The sequence below is a fragment of the uncultured Spongiibacter sp. genome, assembly GCF_964011655.1.
In the GTDB taxonomy this organism is placed as follows: Bacteria; Pseudomonadota; Gammaproteobacteria; order Pseudomonadales; family Spongiibacteraceae; genus Spongiibacter; species Spongiibacter marinus.
In genome coordinates this window covers 1-19,762 of record NZ_CAXGPO010000040.1, presented here as the reverse complement: position 1 = coordinate 19,762, position 19,762 = coordinate 1, and the positions used below count along the sequence as shown (strand labels likewise).

Genomic DNA, 19,762 nt, shown 5'->3' with positions numbered 1-19,762 from the left:
GACATCACCGCGGGGCTTTTTTTCAAGGCGTGTAATTAGCCTTCGATCTGATAGTAGTCCATCAGAATCTGAGCCACTTCAGGGCGTGAAAACTCTGGTGGTGGCGCAATGCCATTGCCCAGCATTTCACGAACCTTAGTGCCGGAGAGCAATACGAAGTCCTCTTTATTGTGATCCGGTGCATCGCGCATCATCACTACTTTATTCAACTTCTTCGAGTAAGCTGTGTGGTCGGCGCGGTAGATATCAATTTCCAACGCCCCTTCAGGTACTTTCTCATCGAAAATTGTCTGCGCATCGAAACCACCGTAGTAGTCACCCACACCGGCGTGGTCGCGGCCAACAATCAAGTGCGTACAGCCACAGTTCTGGCGGAACACCGCGTGCAATACCGCCTCGCGTGGGCCGGCGTAGAGCATGTCGAAACCGTAGCCGGTAATCATTACCGTGTTCTTGGGGAAGTAAACTTCAACCATTTTGCGGATCGCCGCATCACGCACGTGAGCGGGGATATCTCCGGCCTTCAATTTACCGAGCAGCATGTGAATAAGGATGCCATCGGTACCCAGGTCTTCCATCGCCATGCGGCACAGCTCTTCGTGCGCGCGGTGCATTGGGTTACGCGTTTGGAAAGCAACCACTTTTTCCCAGCCACGCTCTGAAATCTCGTTACGAATTTCAACTGCCGTGCGGAAAGTATCCGGGAAGTCAGCCTGGAAGTAGCTGAAGTTAAGCACTTGGATCGGGCCTGACAGCAAGGTATTGCCCAAAGACTTGAAGGTCTTCACACCGGGGTGCTCAGCATCCAAGGTGCCAAAGATGTTCTCAGCCATGAAGTCGATCTGCTCGTCGCTAACCGACTCAACAGCGTCTACATCCATAATCGCCAATACGGGATTGCCCTCAACATTGGGGTCGCGCAGCGCGATTCGGCTTCCCGCTTCAATGCCTTGCGCATCTTGCACCAGGTTAACAACGGGCACGGGCCAAAACAGGCCTTCTGCGGTGTGAAGCTTCTCAGCCACACTTAGAGAGTCTGCCAGGTTCATGTAGCCAGTCAGCGGGGTGAAGTACCCGGCACCCAGCATCACCGCGTTAGCCGCAGCGGCAGAGCTTACAATAATAGAAGGCAGGGTTTCCGCCTCGGCATTGAGTGCGTGGTGTTTCTCGGTGTCGTAAACAAACAGCGGCTTAAGTTCATCAGCGCCATGGGGCTTAATCATCATAAAACTCCGTAATTTGGTGGTGTCTTCTCGTTCAGTTGCTGATCAAATTGGGCTTAAATAATGCCGCGCTCTTTCAGCATATTCAGCAGAACCTCTACTTCTTCGTCCAGGCTCAGCTCGTGGCTATTGAGAACCAGTTCTGGGCTTTCCGGTGCCTCGTAGGGGTCATCAATACCAGTGAAGTTTTTGATCTCACCTGCACGGGCTTTCTTATACAGGCCTTTGGGGTCGCGCTCTTCAGCCACTTCCAACGGCACGTTCACGTATACCTCGATGAACGCCATATCGCTCTCGTCATGCAGCGCGCGCACCGCATCGCGATCTTCGCGGTAAGGGCTGACAAAACTGCTCAGTACGATTACGCCTGTGTCGACAAATAATTTCGACACTTCACCAATGCGGCGAATATTTTCTGCGCGATCTTCTGCACTAAAGCCCAGGTTCTTGTTAATACCCATGCGGATATTGTCGCCATCCAGGCGATAGCAAAGGTGACCCTGCTGCATCAGCGCTTTTTCCAACGCCACGGCAACAGTACTCTTGCCGCTGCCAGACAAGCCGGTGAACCACAGCGTGGCACCTTTTTGCTTCAACAGTGCATTGCGGTCTTCACGGCTAACTTCGCCGTCGTGCCAGTGAACATTCGTAGCCTTCACTTCGGTCATGGTGATCTCCACACTTGAGATAGCGTCAAAAGTAGACCAGCCGAACCGGCCAGTCAGAATTGGCGGCAATGATACGACTGCCCCACCAACAAGTAAAACGGCTTATTGCTATACTCAGTATCGATTTTTTCGATAGCGGGAATAGCGCGAACACGCTACGCTTAGCCTATGAACTACAGTCTGCGCCAACTCAGTATCTTCCTCGCCGTCGCCCGCCATGAAAACGTATCCAAGGCCGCGGCTGAGCTTAGCCTGTCTCAATCTGCGGCCAGCGCAGCGCTGCAAGCCTTGGAGCGAAACTACGGCGTGTCGCTGTTTGAGCGCCAGGGCAACAAACTGTCGTTAAACCCGGTCGGCCACAGCCTGCGCAAAGAGGCGGAAACACTGTACGCGCACGCACAGCAGTTTGAGCAACTGCTGCAACGCCACGGCGAGTTCGGGCACTTGAAGGTCGGCGCCAGCTTTACCATTGGCAACCATCTGGTGGTGCGCTATCTCGCCGACTACCTGAGCCACTACCCCGATGCGGATGTTGAACTCGATACCGCCAATACCCCCGAGATCGTTCAGAAGGTTCTCAATTACGAGGTCGACGTTGGCATGATCGAACGGGAGGTTCAGCACAGAGAGCTGGAGTTGATCCCGTGGATGGAGGATGAGCTAATCGTTTTCTGCAGCGCCTCGCATCCCCTTGCCAAGCAGCAAAGCCTTAGTAACAAAGACATAAAAAGTGCTCGGTGGATTTTGCGCGAACCGGATTCAGGCGCGCGACACACCTTCGACAGAGCACTGGCGGGGCTGCTGCCGGAAATCAATATTTATCGGGAATTTCGCCACAACGAGGCGATAAAAAGCGCCGTGGAGTCGGGCCTGGGTATTGGCTGCCTATCACAGGTGGTACTGCAAAATGACTTTCGCAACGGCACCCTGGTGCCACTTAAATTGGCGCGTCGGGATATGCGCCGCCGCTTTTACTTCGCCCTGCCAAAAAAGCGGCACGACAAAGCGGCAGTGAACTACTGGATAGAACTCTGCCGCCGCCAACGCTAGTCGCCGCGTTAAAGGTATTTGGCGCGGTAGTCGGCAAACATCTCTTTCAACTGCGACTCGGTAAAACCGAATTGCGCTAGCGTGTACTCATGGGCAGGACGTGCGTCGCGTTTATTGTCCTCACGGTAACGCTCCATGGCGTCGCGTGCCTCATCGGTGAATGCCATTCCAATAAATCGATACACCGACTCCATGCTCTTCAGCGGGTCGCTAATCGTGTCTTTGTACCACACGTCAAGAAAAGCGTCGGGATATTGCTCCCGTGTTGCCATGGTGTGCAGCGTACCCCGGGCGTATTTTTTTGCCCATTGTTCGCCTACCACCGTTGGGTCCACATCGTCGCTACCCATAATCCACAGGTTGTAGTTCATACTGGCTGCCGACGGAATGGTTTGCAGCGGGTCGCGGTGGGTCTGCACGATTTTGGCGTCGGGAAAAACCTTCAACAAGACGGCGATATGATGCAAGTGGTGGGGTGTTTTCAGCAACCAGCGTTCAGCCTGTTGGCCGTTGCGTTTTTTCTGCCACTGCAAAAACTGCAGCATGCGCTTCAAATACTCATAGGCTGGGGTGTTGTCGTGGCTGTCGTTCCACTCCCCGTAACTGGGAACATTGCAAAACGCGTCGGGGATCGTGCTGTAAAAGCTGTGCTCCAGCAGCAAAATATCCTCATCGGCACCCACCGGATCCATGGGGTGAATGGCCGCGATCTCTGGGTTAGCCTCCAGCATCGCTGCAATCTCCTGCTCTGCCGAAGTAATCCTTGGGTCCTTGCCGCTAAAATCCCAATCCAGCGCTGGCGCGGGGTTACGAACTTCATACCAAAGTGGCGCATAGAAGCGCTGGTCACTGGCCAAAATGCGATGGGTGTATGTCGATCCCGTGCGCTGCAAACCGATAATCACCACCGGTGACAGCACTTTCTCGTCGAGGATTTCCGGGTGCTTACTAATCCAGGCTTCCATTCTCAGACGGTTAATCAAAATATTCAGAATGCGTTGATACTGCCCGAAGCGGCCGGCAGCATTGAGCTTGGCTTCTTCGTTTAACGCCTTTACCAACACCGCCATTGGCTCGCGAAATGACTCGTCGCCAAAATCGCGTAAACCGCCCGTTGCCTCGGTGGCTGCTTGTAAAAGCGAATCAACACTGAGATCCACCTGCGGAATTGCCTGCTCTGTCATGGTGCTTTCCTTACTCGTTTCGCGATTGTTATTGTAGTGTGTCGATTTTTACCACGCTGCAGCGCGGGTCGGTGATGTGTGCTGCGCCAATCCAGCGAAAGGCCATGGTGCCCTCACGGTGCCCCGTGGTATCTAACCAATTCGCGCAGCCCGGATCGCGAGCCGCGACGACTATGCGCACGCTGCCATCGTCGCGATACTGCGCGGTATGTTTATTCACATGGATATCGACGTAGCGGTATTCCAGCGACTCCATCCAGTAATTGTTGAGCTGGAAATTCCAGTTGTCGCAATCGGGAATATCGTCGACTTCGATCACGAGCGCTTCATCGTCTGCCAGACAAAAATAGCCGTGGTAGTAATAGATATTGGGGTCGCCACCCAGTTTTTGGCAGTAGGCTTGGTCGGCGGCAGGAAGGCTATTGGGCTGCGCTTTAAAGCCCTCGGCCCAGTCGGCGAACAAGGTAGCGGTGCCCTTGACAAAGGCCGCCGTGCTGCGCAGTTTTTGAGCGAACTCTGCAGCGTTCAGGGGCGCTGGCTTAGCGCCGTCGCGATTGAGGCGCTCAATAATCAGATCTGCCGCGACTTCGGTTTTCCGGTCAAGAAACGTCTGGCGCACCAGCACCGCCACGGTGTCCTCGGTGATCGCCAACCAATTCCCGGGGTGAGGTTTACGGGACAAAATAATGTCGATGCTGCCATCGTCATTCACTTCCAAACCGCCATGGGTATCCAGCGCCGCGACCGAGCGCATATTGCCGTCTTCTTCCTCATAGCCGCCAGCAATCGCGATGAAGCCCAGATACGCGACACTGCCGCGGCTTCCGCGAATTCGATAGTCGTGAGCGCCATTGATCTCGGCACGTTGATAGTAGTTATCTGGATTGTCCGCACCAATTTTGGCGGTTTCGTGCGAGGGGCGATAAAAGTCGGGGAAGTCCGGATCACTGCACTCGACAAACATATCCAGTGCAATGCGCGTTAAGCGCGTGAGATAGCGCCATCCTTCGGCACGGTGCAGGGCATCTTGCGGGGCTTCAGGGCGCAAAATCTGCTGGCCAGCGTCTTTGAGTTGATCGCAGAACTCCGCCCAAAGCTCTCCGCTCATTACCGCATCCATCTCAGCGTTTACCGGGCTACTATTCGCCTTAGCATTATCAGTCATCGTGCTCTCCCATTATTATGGCAGGCACTATGGCGTTAAATGGCAACGGTAGGCATCACCCAGAGGGATGAAAATCAGCCTTCACGAATGCGCTTATACCACTGCGCAGGCTCGGCGATTTCACCATCTTCCTCGCGCAACGCTGGGTACTCCAAGCCATTCTCACGACAAAAGTCGCGAACTTGCGGATGAGCCCATTCAAACAGGGTTTGCCGGTAGGTCTGTTCATCCAGTCGGGGTCGATCGTACAAACCCTGCTGGTCGCGCTGATACTGCGCCTCCGAAAGGATAATGCCAGCCGCCACTGACACATTATACGACTGCACCATGCCCATCATCGGAATCGTGATGTGCGCATCAGCCAGGGCGCACGCTTCAGCGCTTACGCCCCGCTTTTCCGCCCCCAGTAATATCGCCGTGGGCCGGGTGTAGTCGGGTTGGCGGTAATCCACCGAGTCTGCGTCAAGATGGGCGGCAAGAACCTGATAACCATCGCCCTGAAGCCCTGTAATCAACGCCGCAATATCGCGGTGGCGGCGCACCGCTACCCAGCTGTGGCTGCCCATCGCCGTGCCGCGGAAAGCCTTGTAGTCCTTATCGTCGATTACTGCGTGCATTTCCGCGATGCCCGCCGCATCGGCGGTGCGTACTATCGCCGATAAATTACGCCCTTTGTGGACATTGTCGGTGATGACCGTCAAATCAGGCTGGCGACGATCCAGCACGGCTCTGAGCCGTTGGTAGCGTTCCGGGGTCATGGTAGATACACGTCAAAAACCGCCATTATACCTGCATATCAATCACGGCCATGGTCAACCGTGAGATACAGATATCACGCTGTTGCTCGTCGCGGATGCGAATATCCCAAACGTGGGTGGTGCGGCCAATATGAATGGGCCTGGCAACCGCCGTTACGCGGCCGCTTACCACCTTGCGCAGATGGTTGGCATTGATATCCAAACCGACACAGGCCTTACCGGGTTCTGCAGCCATCATTGCGGCCATACTCCCCACCGTTTCGGCCAGAACCACGGACGCCCCGCCGTGAAGAATACCCATTGGCTGGTGGGTTCTGTGGTCCACCGGCATGCTGGCTGTCAACGAGTCATCTGCAATCGCCTCAATGCGAATATCCAACACCTCGGCAATGGTGTTTTTCATCATCTCATTGGCTTTTTCAACATCACTATTTTGCTTCCACAAGGTCACGTTTTTCTCCTTTTGTACTACATCCAAGCCCTTTTCCTGCGCGTATGCGGAGCTAGTGGCTTTTAAAGTTTTCCCTGTTAACATGTAGGAAAATAAGGTCAAAATCTATCACAAAGGAGGTCAGCCATGAGCGGCATGCCACGATATATTTACGAAGAAGAACATGAAATGTTCCGCAACTCGGTGCGTAAATTTTTGGAAACTGAGGCAGCGCCCTACCACGCCCAGTGGGAAAAAGATGGCCATGTCGACCGTCAGTTGTGGATTAAAGCCGGCGAGCAAGGCTTCCTTAGCCCCACCGTGGCAGAGGAATACGGCGGCGTCGGCGCAGATTTCCGCTACAACGCCATCGTCGACGAAGAAGTGGGCCGCAGTGGCCTGACCGGTATTGGTTGGGGCTTGCACTCTGATATCGCCGTTCCCTACATCATCAGCTACGGCAACGAGGCACAGAAAGAGAAGTATTTGCCCAAGTGCGTGAGCGGCGAAATCATTACCGCCATCGCCATGACAGAGCCCGGTGCCGGCTCCGACCTGCAGGGCATTAAAACCACTGCCGTAAAAGATGGTGACGACTACATTATCAACGGCTCCAAAACCTTCATCACTAACGGGCAGCTCTCTGACCTAGTGATTGTGGTTGCCAAAACCGACCCCAGCGCTGGCGCCAAGGGCGTTAGCTTGTTTTTGGTGGAGTCGGGAACACCCGGATTTAGCAAAGGTGCAAACCTAGAGAAGGTGGGCATGAAGGCTCAGGACACCTCCGAGCTGTTCTTCCAGGATGTGCGCGTCTCCAAAGACCAGCTGCTTGGCGAAGAAGGCATGGGCTTTGTGTACCTCATGCAGGACCTGCCTCAGGAACGCTTGAGCGTTGCCATTAACGCCGTTGCCAATGCTAAGTCAGTGTTGGAACAAACTGTCGAGTACGTAAAAGAGCGCAAAGCTTTCGGCAAGAGTATCGCCACCTTCCAGAATACCCAGTTCAAGCTGGCGGAAATGGATACCGACATTACGGTGGCCGAAGCCTATATGGATCGCTGCCTGGAGCTTCATATCAACAAGCAGTTCGACTCCGTCGCTGCCGCAAAATGCAAGCTGATGGCCACTGACCTGCAATGCAAGGTCATTGATGAGTGCCTGCAATTGCACGGCGGTTACGGCTTCATGTGGGAGTATCCAGTGGCGCGTGCATTTGCCGACTCGCGCGTGCAGCGCATCTATGCGGGCACCAATGAGATTATGAAGCTCATCATCGGTCGCGAGCTCGTTAAATAACAGCCTACCGCTCGGGGCTGCACCAGTGGCCCCGAGCGGTATTTGCCCTTCGCGATAAGATAACCCACACTTTGACGATGCGCTCGTCAATCACATCACTCCCTCCCCAACTGATTCACGCATTTACCGGCCCCAACTGTGCCGGAAATCCAGCCTGGGTCGTACCCGTTCAGCCAACGGCAGACATTCACGCAACGGCAGCGCAATATCTTGCTCGGCCCGGCGCGACGGCGTGTGCGCTTTTGCTGCCCGCTACCCATCGCAACAGCTCTATCACGCTTCGCAGCTTCGGCCCTTCTGGGGAAATTCAGCTCTGTGGGCACGCCCTGCTCTGTGCTGCCCACTGGCTGTGGTCACTCGGTAAGCAAGAGCCATTGCATTTCGATCTCCCCGCCTGTCAGCAACACATTCGCGCCACGCGATTACGCGATGAAACGTGCCTGGCGCTGCCCAGTAATAATTACCGGCTTTGCAACCCACCTGAGGGACTGGCAGCGCTGATCGGGCAACGGATATTGCGGTGCGCACGAAGCACTTCTCTGCCCGGCAGCCTTATCGTCGAGTTGCACAGTGAATCAGCCGTGCAAGACGTGCAGCTCAATGCCGCGGCACTTATGCAGCTGACAACAGACTGCGTACTGATAACGGCCAGAAGTCATCGACCGGGCATTGATGTTGTCAGCCGCTACTTCACACCCGCATACGGCGCCCTTGAGGACCCTGCCACAGGTTCAGCTCACTGTTTAATTGCCAATTGGTGGCGCGGACGATTGGGCTCACACCCACTACGCTGCTGGCAGGCATCGCCACAGGGCGGCTGGCTGCAAGCCCAACATATGGGTAGTTCAACACGCATATGGGGAAAGTGCTCTACACTGTAACCAATGTGTAGCCTTGGCAGGTGACTATTTAGAAAGTGGTTATTTAGCAAGTGGCTAGTTGTAAGTGTTGCAAGTGACCAGTGGCTATTTGGTGAGTAACTAAGTTACCCCTATAACAGAAGAGCGACCCCGCGGGAGCAACGAATGCTCGATCACCCTAGGTCGGATCACGGCGACCTTGCAGAACCTACATCGCTTGAGCACCGGTACCAGCAATGCCGCGACGAAACCCTTGCGCTCGTTGCGAGCTTGAGTGATGAAGACTGCCAGTTGCAATCCATGCCCGATGCCAGCCCGGCCAAATGGCATCTGGCACACAGCAGTTGGTTCTTTGAAACCTTTATCCTGCAAGCCCAATTACCGGATTATCAGTCTTTCCATCCCAGTTACGCCGAACTGTTTAATAGCTACTACAACGCGATTGGCAAACAGTTTAGTCGCCCCCATCGCGGCCTGCTGTCGCGGCCTTCACTCGCTGACATTACGCGTTATCGCGCCCACGTCGATCGGCATATCCGTGCCCTTATACGCCGTCCTCAGCACGACCCCGGCCCCTTGCTGATCTTGGGCATCCAGCACGAAAAGCAGCACCAGGAATTGCTGCTTATGGACATCAAACATGCCTTTCATCAAAACCCGCTGTACCCGGCCTATCAGCCAATCCCAACCAACACTGGGGCGTCGCAACACACAGCGCTCAGTTGGTCATGTTTTGACGGCGGGCTGGTCTGTATCGGCGACACCGGCAGCGAATTCAGCTTCGACAACGAGCGCCCCCAGCACAGAGTTTGGCTTAACCCCTTCGAGCTTGCCAACCGGCCGGTAAGCAACGGTGAATTCGCCGAGTTTATTGCCGATGGGGGCTACCAACGACCAGAGCACTGGTTATCCGATGGTTGGGCGCAACTGCAAGACACCGGGCGAGGAGCACCGCACTACTGGCATCTGCGTGATGGCCAGTGGTGGGAGTTCAGCCTGGCAGGCCTACACCCTCTGCAAGCCGCCTCTTCGGCCTGCCACCTGAATTTTTATGAAGCCACCGCCTACGCTCACTGGGCGGGCGCCCGCCTGCCTACCGAGCAGGAATGGGAACATGCTAGTCGCGCCCTTCCAGTAGCAGGACACTTTGCAAACCGCGCCCGCTATCACCCAGAGGCAGCTCAGCACACCCCATTGGCGCAAATGTTTGGCGATGTCTGGGAATGGACAAACAGCAGTTACCTACCCTACCCGGGGTTCACGCCCTTTGCTGGCGACGCGGGGGAATACAACGGCAAATTCATGTCTGGCCAATTCGTATTACGCGGGGGCTCCTGCCTCACCCCCGACAACCATCTTCGCCACAGCTACCGCAATTTTTTCTACCCACACCAATATTGGCAATGCGCGGGCCTACGACTCGCTCGCGACCTGACATAAACCATAATGACAACAGGAACTGCTATGCCTTCTACACTCGCCAAAGAACGCACGCTGGACGACCAATACCACACCTTTTTACACGACGTTATTCACGGCCTGCGACAAGCTCAAAAGACGCTGCCCTGCAAGTATTTTTACGACGCTCGCGGCTCGCGCCTATTCGAAGAAATTTGCCTGCTTGACGAATATTACCTAACCCGCACCGAATACAGCATCCTGCGCAGTAGCGGTAAGAGTATCGCCGAGGCGCTAAGCACCTACACCGAAATCATCGAGCCTGGCGCCGGCAGTTGCCAAAAAGTACAGCTGCTACTCAAACAGTTACCGACTTTACCTCGCTACATTCCGCTGGAGATATCCGTCGACGCCTTGGAGCACGCGATCACAACCTTGAAAGAGCGCTTCCCGACATTGCGGGTTCAACCAGTTGCCGGCGACTTCACCGCCCAGGCCTGCCTCGATGAAGTCAGCACGCTTTGCCAGTCTGGCCGCCGCCTAGTGTTCTTTCCCGGATCGACCATTGGCAACTTTAACCGCACTGAAGCACTGGGCGTACTTCGCTCACTAAAAGCCCTGGCCGGCCCAACAGGTGCATTGCTGTTAGGCGCCGACCTGATAAAAGATCGACAGCGGCTGCTGGCCGCCTATGACGACAAGCGCGGTGTCACGGCAGAGTTCAACAAGAATATTCTGCGGCGCATTAATCACGATTTGAACGCCAACTTCGATGTTGACGATGGCTTTAAACACCGGGCCATCTTCAACGAAGGACTCAGCCGTATCGAAATGCAGCTGGTTGCCTGCCGAGAGCAAACCGTTAACGTGGCAGGTGAAAAGATGGACTTCCACCGCGGCGAGGTCATCCATACGGAAAATTCGCATAAGTACAGCGAACAAAGTATTGCCGAGTTGGCATCAGCGGCAGATATGGAAATTCACCGGGCCTGGAAAGACCCTCAAGGTGACTTTGGCGTATTCTTACTCGGCCAGAAATAAGCGCACAAATCCTTGAGACGCTGTGCGCCTTCACTGACAATACCTGCCTCAAAATATTCGGCAGGTTAATCTTGGAAACACCCAGCGACAATTGGCAGTCTCACACTAGCTCGGCTCACTTTACACTTCAGTGGCCCGAGCCACGACCGTGTTTAAGCTCAGCAGTATTGAATGGTGGACTGGTCAGCGCGCGGTCACTTATCAACTTGCGCGTCGAGCGCGACGCCAATGCCCCTTTGCACACCCCGGAACAAAGTCTCCAGCAAGCTCAGCAGCGCCTTCAACTTCCCGACACCTGTGTCGGTATGATGACCGCAGCCTCAATGGCGTCACTGCGCCATTCACACAGCCACATCTACGGGGAAGCGCTTGCTGTTTATGTTAGCTGCGGACTGAGCAACGCACGCCGCGCCGGCGACCCCTGCGACTGGAAGCCCACCCAAGCCATGCCGGTCGGCACTATCAACAGCGTTGTTATCGCCGACCTGAGTTTTTCAACGGCGGGCATGGTGGAGCTCCACAGCTTGATCAGCGAAGCCAAGGCTGCGGTGCTGCAAGACATGAATATTCGCAGCCCGGTATCAGGGCAAATTGCGACAGGAACCGGCACCGACGCCTGCGCAATAATTAGTGGTTGCGGCGCCCCCGTGCGTTGGCTGGGAAAACACACTGACATTGGCGAGCACATTGCCCGCCAGTATATGGATGCACTGCGCAGCAGTATCGACGCCTTCTATTGCTAGCAATCGTAATTGTTCGCACACGGAACTGCCCGATTACTCGCCGCTACTTGCCTTCGCCGCGCGCTTTGCTATTTTTTTCTCTTCGCGGCGGCGCGCGAAAAAAGCCTGCACCTGCGCGCTCGCCTGCTCAGCCAGCACGCCGCCCTGCCACTGAACCCGGTGATTCATTTGCGCCTGATCAAATAACTGCAAATGGCTACTCACCGCCCCTGCCTTAGGCTCACTGGCGCCAAACACCAGTCGCGCCACCCGGCTGTGAATGATCGCGCCCGCGCACATAGCGCAGGGCTCAATGGTGACGTATAGGGTCGCGCCCGGCAGGCGGTAATTTTCAACGTTAGCGGCGGCCTGGCGCAGGGCAATAATCTCCGCATGGGCGCAGGGATCATGCCCGGAAATCGGGCTGTTATAGCCCTCACCCAAGACAACGCCGTCGCGCACCACCAACGCACCAACCGGCACCTCATTGAGTTTTTCCGCACGCTCTGCCAATAACAGGGCTTGTCGCATCCAGTATTCGTCGTCGTGCAAAGCTTCTAACACCCTTTATATTTATCGCGACAACACCGCTACAACCAGCGGCGAACCCGGCGTTTGTAGTCTAAGAATTCACTGCCAAAAATCCCTTCTAAAGCGCGCTCTTCCGGGCGAATTTGGAAATGCTGAATATAGGCAATAAACAGCGGCAGTCCCAACAGGGCCCACAGCGACGACAAAAACACTGCCCACGCCAACAAAAATAACGCAAAGCCAACATACATTGGATTGCGGGTGTAGCGGTAAATGCCTGTGTCGACCAGTGCCGAGGCCGATTCAGGCTTCAAGGGGTTCACCGTCGTTTTTGCGCGCCGGAATGACATCACCCCACCGAGAGAGAATCCAGCGCCCAGCAAATAACACAGAGCCACCAGAGCAAGCCTCGTCGTGTTATCAACGGGCATATTCGGCGTCGCCTCAGCGAGCCCCCACATAGCAGTGGCCACCAATAGGGCCACTGCTGGCGGCGGTATCTTATTCTCTAAGCCTTTCACTCAATATCATACTTCGTGATAGAGATTATGGCGACGTATTCTACCCCGGCAGCGTCTCGAACGCCTGCAACTGTTCTAAATCGGCATCCCAGGACGCGCGGCTACGCGTAAACAAATGGGCATTGGGGCGCTGTTGTAGCGGCTCATCTACGCTTCCCGCTGGTACCACCAACAGCTCCCCCTCAAGCTGCAGCGATGGCAGCGCCGAGCCACAACGACTGCAAAAACTTTTACAATGACGACTCCCCGCTAAGGTGAAGCTCGTTACCAATGCCTCTCCCTGACGCCACGTTAGCTGCCCGCCATGGGAAAACAGATTTGCCGCGTGGGCTGACCCGGTATCCTTTTGGCAATGGCGACAATGGCACAGGAAAAAATGGTCGAATTTTCCCTCGACTGTGTACTGCACTTCGCCACACAGGCACGACCCACTTATCATCACAACACTCCCTTTGTTATGGCGGGGCGGGGGCACATAAATACCGCCGGCTCCAATACTCGGCGCAAGACCGTTCATTTCAAGGCCAATTAGTTCAAGGCCACCCAGTTCAACTTAAGCGCAGCCACTCTTTCAATTGGTCGGCAACGCGAGCGTCACTGAGCATACTCAAATGATCCAGCTGACAAAACACCCGCTGCCGGTCTGCGGCAAAGCCTAGCGTTTTTGCCCCCAGCGGGTGTCTCCCCAAAGCGCTATCGGGGTGCACCAAACCATCACTGCGCTGCAGGTAGCCCGCCGACGACCGAGACAGTGTCCCGGCAATCGCGTAATGGTCAATGCCTGGTGGAAGCATGAGCGGCACCCGATGATCGGCATTGTCCTGATGTTCGTCATACAACTGCCAATCGGCGTCGACAATATTTCCATGGCGCAAGTCTGTAATACCGTCGCTGCGAATGCGGCCCAGCGCAGCAAGCGGCGCAGTATAGGGACTGAATGCCATTGCTCTCTGCAGCCAATAGCCGCCCCGCTCCAACGCAGAGCCGTGGTGAGGTGTACCTATGTACACCACCTTATCCAAAAGCTGTGGCCACCGCTGCGCGTGTTCAAGAGCGCTGTGCATTGCGCTGCGCAGTACTAGCCCGCCCATGCTGAAGCCCAAGGCGGTTATCGACTGAACCGGAACAGGCCAGCGCTCGACAAGCCCCTCAAGGTGTTGGGCAAGCTCACGCCCATTTTGTGAAATATGTTTACCGCTGTTGTAACGCACAAACACCGGACTGTAGCCATACTCCTTAGCCAGCATATGTCCGTGGTTGTGCTGCTTCGCTGTCCACTCCAATTCATTCATGCACAGGCCATGGGCCAGCAATAAAATATGGCCACCCGCGGTAAACTCGCTGTCGCTCAGGGCCGCGGCACTGGGGTATATCTCAACGGATCTGCGGCAGGTTTCAAATAATGCCGCGCCAGGGACATCACTTGGCGGTGCGTCCGGGCCCAGCATCACTCTCAGCGTCATTGGGGTCGCTAAGGGGTTGCCACTGCGATGCAAGTGGTCACCGCATACGCCGTTAAGCGCCGCAATCACTGCCGCTCGATGCGGCCCGGGGGGAAAGTGTCCATCTAAATAATTTGTCAGTGGTGACAGCGCCACATCAGTGGTGCTGCGAACCCCGCCGTTAACGCCGCGAATCACTCGATGCACCAAGCCCGCAATACCGGGAGCAGGCCCCTCTGGCGCGCGACCAAATGGCAGCGGTGTCGCGCTGATATTACGGTACATCTGCTCTACGATGGTATTCACACCGTCTACGCTATCAAAAGCGAGCCGCGCCGCGCCGTGGAGGACTTTTCCTGTTTTCATTGCCTGCTCTCTTCAGTGGTCACTTGCATGGTTTGCTACACCACTTTGCTCAATAATTGACCACTGCGACTATACGCCTTGACCGACAAGTGTCAATACATTTGTATATACACTCGTATATTATAAGTCAGCCTGTAAAATATACTGCACATCCGTCAACTCACCTTGCCAAACCTCTTCCACCCCTTGAGGGACGTGCCAAGCGGCACTGGCAGACGTCGGCACCCACATACCTGACCGGCGTTGGTAATGGCAAAAGCGTCCCTCCCAGGGGCGTTTCTCATAGCCATCGTTAACCCAGCAAAACCGTTCGGGGGTGGACACCAGCGTGACCTCCCCTTCAGAATTAAAGTGAAAGCGCATGCTCACAGTGTGGCTGCCATCACTGAGTACTGCGACAGCCGAGCCCTTTTCCCCCTGCTGCCACACCAGACAATCGCTTGGTAAAAGCGCCTGTGGGTACCAAACCGCTTCAGCCAAATACCGTTGAAGCGCTGCTTCGGCGTGCTCATTGCTACCGCCGGCGTGGGCCAAAGGCAGCCCTATAAAATTCAGCTTGGAATAGGCCGCGCCGTCGTAGTAGCTATCGCGAATTTTTAGTGTCAACCCGAAGGCCAATTGCAATGTTGCCTGCCAGTCAAAGCCCGGAAACACCAATGTGGAGTGCTGCTGTGCAGAGAATACCCACCAACGTTGACGATTCACATCACTGCGCAACCGCCCACGCTGTTGTAATCGCACTGCGGCGTAGTCGCGGAATACAGCCCCAAAACAGCGGTCAAAGTAGCGCTCGACGACCGCAGGCAAGGCCGTGTTTACTGGTCGCGAGTGCGGCACTTTTTTATAAGACGCAGCGGCATTTAACAGCTGCCGACGGCGGGCATTCGCTGTAAAAACAAACATACTCTCAAGCCTCCCGGTAGCCTCTAGCCCACAATAATCGAAACGGCAAATACCAGCGGCGTCAGCAGACTCAACGCCACATTCATTGCCAGTATTCGCGTTAAACTGGCTGGCGTTGGCAAACCATGCCGAAGCCCGTGCAGTACCGGCAGCGCAAGCAGTAGAGGAATCACGCTAAGCAGCGACGCAAACGGCAGGCCGAGGTGAGTGACGCCGGCCAGAACCGTTATCAGGCTAGCCGCAATGAATGCCCCGTACGCGCCAATACTTGCCTTCACACCATAGACCGACGGAAATTGCCTGCGGCCCACAGACTCATCGGCGCTGATATCCGGCAGCTGATTTAGTAAAAGTAGATTGTTGCTCAGAAAAAACGGCAACAACGAAAGGTAAAAAGCCGTGTAGGAATATTGCCCCGTTAAAACATAGTCCGTTCCCATCACCATAAGTGGGCCAAACGCCAAGCCAGGCGCAAGCAAACATAACCAAGGGTGGCGATTAATCCACTGGGTATAGCTGATAATTGTGGCAACTCCCACAAGGCCAAGTGGCAGCAGCGCCAAGCCAGTTACCGCAACAAAATAACCACCGATCACTACTGTCAGTACCAGGCAGAAACACGCGGCATACAACACGGCTGCTGCCGATTCGGGCTGGACGACTAGCGAACCACTGCCGCCACTGAAGGGCGTTCGCTGAGTTTTTGCATCCAAACCACTTTTGAAATCAAAAAACTCGTTGAAGAGATTTACGCTGATATGTGCGGCCAGTCCCGCGATTATTACCAGGCTAAAATCGAAGTAGTCGACGCGCGCCAACCGGAGGCTCGCGCTCGCGTAGCCCAGCAGTAGGCACACCGGCGTGAGCACCAGAAATGGCAAGCGCATTGATTGCCCTACCGCCTGAAATCGTTGATGCATCGTCACTCCCTAACCTCGCTAATTCCAAAAGCTGCGCAACGAGTGGTCGTCACATTACCTCAGCAATGTGCGCTGCTGCACAGCCTTTAGCATAACTTGTATTAGGGGTTTGAAGCAGCAAACCATACACGTTAGCCTCCTCGCGCTCGCCACTACGACTACCGTTACACGCTCCACAGGAGACAACATGACACTCACCCTGCGATTATTCGCTGCTGTCTTTGTTTTGCTACTCAGTGGTTGTGCTACGCACACCCCTCTCAACCTAATGGGTTACCACCCACACTACGAAGCGAATGTGGCACCCCTGCCGCAAGCTAAGGCGCTAATTATTACCACTAGCCAAGCAACCCTTGGCGAGGGTGGCAAAGCCACCGGCGTATTTGGCTCAGAAATGACCGCGCCTTACTACCGCTTCACTGAGCATGGCCTCTCTGTGGATATCGCGAGTATTGACGGTGGCGAGGTTCCCATCGACCCGATTTCCTTTAAGTGGTACATCATCTCTGAAGATGACCAACGCTATCTTCACGATGCCGAGTTCCAACAAAAAGCTAAGCACTCCATCGCGATCGCCGACGTCAATATTAGTGACTACGACATTGTCTTTTTAGCTGGGGGCTGGGGCGCTGCATATGACCTGGGTTACTCGGAGGTACTCGGTGAAAAAATCACACAAGCTTACGCCGCGGCAACGCCCATTGGCGCCGTGTGCCACGGTCCGCTTGGCCTGCTAAAGGCACGGCGCCCTGATGGCAAGCTGCTGGTAGAAGGCTTGTCGCTCACCGCCGTTACCGACAAACAAATCGAAGAGCTCGGTATCACCGAAACGCCACAACATCCAGAGTCTGCATTGCGAGCTGCTGGTGCAGCCTTTGAATCCAGCACAAGATTCTACGACCTGCTGGCCAATCACGTTGTCGTCGACGGTATTGTGGTTACCGGGCAGAACCAAAACGCCGGTTCAGAGGTCGCATTTACCTTAATGGAATTGCTCCACAAACAGCGCCAAATGGACTCGAAATAGCTTTTATTGATAGGTTACCCCGCGGTGTTTCAACCAGCCGTGGGGGTGCTTGCCTCTCGGGTCGTGATGCGTCCAGTGGATGACCCCGCCACGCTGATTCCATTCATACTCGCCATAAAAAGCGACCATATCACCGACCTTAAGGTCGTTTATGCGCGGTGCAAGATCAATATTGTGTGCGACGAGCAGAGTCTGCCCGGAAGCTAGACGTAAAATGAACCGTTGATGGCGACTGCCGTCGAGATCATCGCTTAATAACTTTTCTACCACGCCCTGCCCAGACAGTTGCAAATTCGACTGGCGATTCTCATAGGCGTGAAGAAATCGCTCGTCGCTACCCTGTGCGCCCTGTGCAACGTCATTGGTGTTGTTAGAAAAGCCAAAGGCCAGTGCAACCGTCGCGAACACCAGCACCCATATCAAACGCATGTGCTCTCCCCCTACGAATCCATCCTCTCGGGCTAGCCCTGGTGGCTAGAAGTCTGTCAAAACACGGTGTACACAGCCTGGCTCGACATCGCAAACGCCACAATTACCACCTTACTCACTTAGCGATGCCGATATTGACTTGGGCAGTATGCACGAGTCACCGACGGTGATCGCAAACTAGTATGCTTGGTTTTACGACCGGAGACACGCTTGCGCCAGAGACGAAAAGAAGACCGCTTCAAGGAGCGCCGCATCAGCTGTATTACCGCCGCCTCTGATAAACCGTAGTCGTTTTCTATCGCCTCGAAGGGAGTACGATCCTCCCAGGCCATCTCGATAATACGCGATAAATCTTGAGGGCTCATAGTAGCAAAGACCAACAGACAGGTTTTGCTTATAAGTGGATTAGCAACAAATGGATTTCCGAGCTAACGAAACCGCGGCACTAGCGGAACAGCCCGCCCGCGCCGCCATCACAAAACGAACTTACTCCCACTCAATGGTTGCAGGAGGCTTGCTCGACACATCGTAGGCCACGCGAGAGACATGGGCGATTTCGTTAATGATGCGATTGGAAACCGTCTCCAGTAGCTCGTAAGGCAGGTGCGCCCAGCGGGCAGTCATAAAGTCGATGGTTTCCACCGCTCGCAATGCAATCACCCATTCGTAACGACGCGCGTCACCGACGACACCCACCGATTTTTGAGGGATAAATACCGCGAAGGCTTGGCTGGTTTTGTGGTACCAGTCGGCTTTGTGAAGCTCTTCCAAGAAGATGGCATCAGCTTCGCGCAGAACATCGGCATAGTCTTTTTTAACTTCGCCGAGAATACGTACGCCGAGGCCAGGGCCGGGAAATGGATGGCGATAAACCATGTCATAGGGCAGGCCCAGCTCCAAACCTATGCGTCGCACCTCATCTTTAAACAGCTCACGCAGCGGCTCGACTAACTCCATTGCCATATCATCGGGCAGGCCCCCGACATTGTGATGAGATTTAATGACGTGGGCTTTACCGGTTTTTGATGCCGCCGACTCAATAACGTCGGGATAGATGGTTCCCTGAGCTAAAAACGGTACGTCTTTAAGCTTGGCCGCTTCTTCGTCAAAAATTTCGATGAAGGTATTACCGATAATTTTACGTTTTTTCTCGGGGTCGGCCTCGCCCTGCAATTTGCTTAAAAAGGTTTCTTCGGCGTCAACACGGATGACCTTAACACCCATATTGTTGGCGAACATTTCCATGACCTGGTCGCCTTCGTTCTTGCGCAGCAGGCCGTTGTCGACAAAGACACAGGTCAGCTGTTCACCGATCGCTTTGTGAAGCAGCGCCGCGACCACCGAGCTGTCGACACCGCCAGAGAGGCCAAGCAGGACCTTTTGGTCGCCCACTTGCTCACGTACGCGCTCAATGCCGTCCTGAATAATATTTGCCGGCGTCCACAAGGCCTCGCATCCACAAAGCTGGAGTACAAAGTGCTCAAAAATACGCTGGCCCTGCAGGGTATGCGTTACTTCCGGGTGGAATTGCACACCGTAAAACCGCTTCTCTTCGCACTGCATGGCGGCAATGGGGCACGATGGTGTCGACGCCAACACTTCAAACCCGTCGGGAAGCGCCACCACTTTGTCACCGTGGCTCATCCATACATCCAACAGCGCCTTACCCGACTCGCTGTCCATATGGTCGGCAATATCAGCCGTTAACTGGCCGCGCGTTTCCACTCGAATTTGTGCGTAGCCAAATTCATGAACCGGCGATGCTTCTACCTTGCCACCCAACTGCTCGGCCATGGTTTGCATGCCGTAGCAGATCCCCAGTACTGGT

22 protein-coding genes are annotated in these 19,762 nt (G+C 54.9%); 7 read left to right on the top strand and 15 right to left on the bottom strand.

Annotation, left to right across the window (positions count from 1 at the left end; all coding sequences use genetic code 11):
- Window positions 1-35: 35 nt before the first annotated feature.
- Window positions 36-1,223 carry a sulfate adenylyltransferase gene (gene sat / locus ABNS66_RS14045; protein WP_204995743.1) on the bottom strand — a complete coding sequence of 396 codons (1,188 nt, stop codon included), beginning with the start codon at window positions 1,221-1,223 and terminating at the stop codon, window positions 36-38.
- 56 nt (window positions 1,224-1,279) lie between these two features.
- Window positions 1,280-1,891 carry an adenylyl-sulfate kinase gene (cysC, locus tag ABNS66_RS14040; protein WP_027872737.1) on the bottom strand — a complete coding sequence of 204 codons (612 nt, stop codon included), beginning with the start codon at window positions 1,889-1,891 and terminating at the stop codon, window positions 1,280-1,282.
- Window positions 1,892-2,059: 168 nt separating this feature from the next.
- Here cysC and ABNS66_RS14035 point away from each other — a divergent pair, with 168 nt between their 5' ends.
- Entirely contained in the window at window positions 2,060-2,941 is an 882-nt protein-coding gene (locus ABNS66_RS14035) for a LysR family transcriptional regulator (RefSeq protein WP_286837622.1), read from the top strand.
- Window positions 2,942-2,949: 8 nt separating this feature from the next.
- Here ABNS66_RS14035 and ABNS66_RS14030 read toward each other — a convergent pair whose 3' ends face one another.
- The 4 genes from ABNS66_RS14030 to ABNS66_RS14015 form a co-directional block, all read right to left on the bottom strand.
- Window positions 2,950-4,125, bottom strand: coding sequence for a sulfotransferase (locus tag ABNS66_RS14030; RefSeq protein ID WP_286837623.1), 1,176 nt, complete (start codon window positions 4,123-4,125; stop codon window positions 2,950-2,952).
- A 28-nt stretch (window positions 4,126-4,153) separates the two neighbouring features.
- Window positions 4,154-5,290: a DUF1214 domain-containing protein gene (locus ABNS66_RS14025; protein WP_286837624.1), complete on the bottom strand. Its 1,137-nt coding sequence runs from the start codon at window positions 5,288-5,290 to the stop codon at window positions 4,154-4,156.
- Between the two features lie 74 nt (window positions 5,291-5,364).
- A complete protein-coding gene (gene trmH / locus ABNS66_RS14020; RefSeq protein WP_286694946.1) occupies window positions 5,365-6,048 on the bottom strand; it encodes a tRNA (guanosine(18)-2'-O)-methyltransferase TrmH in 684 nt (227 codons plus the stop codon).
- 25 nt (window positions 6,049-6,073) lie between these two features.
- The gene (locus tag ABNS66_RS14015; protein ID WP_348655358.1) at window positions 6,074-6,499 is read right to left on the bottom strand and encodes a hotdog fold thioesterase; all 426 of its coding nucleotides are present in this window, start codon (window positions 6,497-6,499) and stop codon (window positions 6,074-6,076) included.
- Window positions 6,500-6,625: 126 nt separating this feature from the next.
- Between ABNS66_RS14015 and ABNS66_RS14010 the strand changes: the two genes are divergently transcribed.
- The 5 genes from ABNS66_RS14010 (at window position 6,626) to ABNS66_RS13990 (ending at window position 11,816) form a co-directional block, all read left to right on the top strand.
- A complete protein-coding gene (locus tag ABNS66_RS14010) occupies window positions 6,626-7,774 on the top strand; it encodes an acyl-CoA dehydrogenase family protein (RefSeq protein ID WP_027872743.1) in 1,149 nt (382 codons plus the stop codon).
- A gap of 77 nt (window positions 7,775-7,851) precedes the next feature.
- Entirely contained in the window at window positions 7,852-8,655 is an 804-nt protein-coding gene (locus ABNS66_RS14005; RefSeq protein ID WP_286837663.1) for a PhzF family phenazine biosynthesis protein, read from the top strand.
- Between the two features lie 144 nt (window positions 8,656-8,799).
- Entirely contained in the window at window positions 8,800-10,074 is a 1,275-nt protein-coding gene (gene egtB, locus ABNS66_RS14000; RefSeq protein ID WP_286837628.1) for an ergothioneine biosynthesis protein EgtB, read from the top strand.
- 24 nt (window positions 10,075-10,098) lie between these two features.
- Window positions 10,099-11,073: an L-histidine N(alpha)-methyltransferase gene (gene egtD, locus ABNS66_RS13995; RefSeq protein ID WP_286837631.1), complete on the top strand. Its 975-nt coding sequence runs from the start codon at window positions 10,099-10,101 to the stop codon at window positions 11,071-11,073.
- 71 nt (window positions 11,074-11,144) lie between these two features.
- Window positions 11,145-11,816 (top strand): adenosylcobinamide amidohydrolase, encoded by a 672-nt coding sequence (locus tag ABNS66_RS13990; protein WP_286837632.1) that lies wholly within the window; start codon window positions 11,145-11,147, stop codon window positions 11,814-11,816.
- Between the two features lie 33 nt (window positions 11,817-11,849).
- Here the strand turns inward: ABNS66_RS13990 and tadA are convergent, their stop codons facing one another.
- The 6 genes from tadA to ABNS66_RS13960 form a co-directional block, all read right to left on the bottom strand.
- Window positions 11,850-12,347 carry a tRNA adenosine(34) deaminase TadA gene (gene tadA, locus ABNS66_RS13985; protein WP_286837633.1) on the bottom strand — a complete coding sequence of 166 codons (498 nt, stop codon included), beginning with the start codon at window positions 12,345-12,347 and terminating at the stop codon, window positions 11,850-11,852.
- Window positions 12,348-12,385: 38 nt separating this feature from the next.
- Window positions 12,386-12,847 (bottom strand): isoprenylcysteine carboxylmethyltransferase family protein, encoded by a 462-nt coding sequence (locus tag ABNS66_RS13980; RefSeq protein ID WP_286837634.1) that lies wholly within the window; start codon window positions 12,845-12,847, stop codon window positions 12,386-12,388.
- Window positions 12,848-12,887: 40 nt separating this feature from the next.
- Entirely contained in the window at window positions 12,888-13,286 is a 399-nt protein-coding gene (locus tag ABNS66_RS13975) for a GFA family protein (RefSeq protein ID WP_286694939.1), read from the bottom strand.
- A 109-nt stretch (window positions 13,287-13,395) separates the two neighbouring features.
- Window positions 13,396-14,655, bottom strand: a complete 1,260-nt coding sequence (locus ABNS66_RS13970) for a hypothetical protein (RefSeq protein WP_286694938.1) — start codon at window positions 14,653-14,655, stop codon at window positions 13,396-13,398.
- Between the two features lie 120 nt (window positions 14,656-14,775).
- Window positions 14,776-15,558: a DUF6544 family protein gene (locus tag ABNS66_RS13965; protein ID WP_286837635.1), complete on the bottom strand. Its 783-nt coding sequence runs from the start codon at window positions 15,556-15,558 to the stop codon at window positions 14,776-14,778.
- Between the two features lie 23 nt (window positions 15,559-15,581).
- Window positions 15,582-16,478, bottom strand: a complete 897-nt coding sequence (locus tag ABNS66_RS13960; RefSeq protein WP_286837637.1) for a prenyltransferase — start codon at window positions 16,476-16,478, stop codon at window positions 15,582-15,584.
- 187 nt (window positions 16,479-16,665) lie between these two features.
- Between ABNS66_RS13960 and ABNS66_RS13955 the strand changes: the two genes are divergently transcribed.
- Window positions 16,666-17,505 carry a type 1 glutamine amidotransferase domain-containing protein gene (locus tag ABNS66_RS13955; RefSeq protein WP_286837638.1) on the top strand — a complete coding sequence of 280 codons (840 nt, stop codon included), beginning with the start codon at window positions 16,666-16,668 and terminating at the stop codon, window positions 17,503-17,505.
- Between the two features lie 3 nt (window positions 17,506-17,508).
- Here ABNS66_RS13955 and ABNS66_RS13950 read toward each other — a convergent pair whose 3' ends face one another.
- The 3 genes from ABNS66_RS13950 to guaA form a co-directional block, all read right to left on the bottom strand.
- Window positions 17,509-17,934, bottom strand: coding sequence for a DUF3465 domain-containing protein (locus ABNS66_RS13950; protein WP_286837640.1), 426 nt, complete (start codon window positions 17,932-17,934; stop codon window positions 17,509-17,511).
- A 119-nt stretch (window positions 17,935-18,053) separates the two neighbouring features.
- Window positions 18,054-18,299 (bottom strand): TIGR03643 family protein, encoded by a 246-nt coding sequence (locus ABNS66_RS13945; protein WP_286837641.1) that lies wholly within the window; start codon window positions 18,297-18,299, stop codon window positions 18,054-18,056.
- 121 nt (window positions 18,300-18,420) lie between these two features.
- Window positions 18,421-19,762 (bottom strand): glutamine-hydrolyzing GMP synthase (gene guaA / locus ABNS66_RS13940; protein ID WP_348655357.1); only part of this gene is annotated, 1,342 nt, incomplete at its 5' end.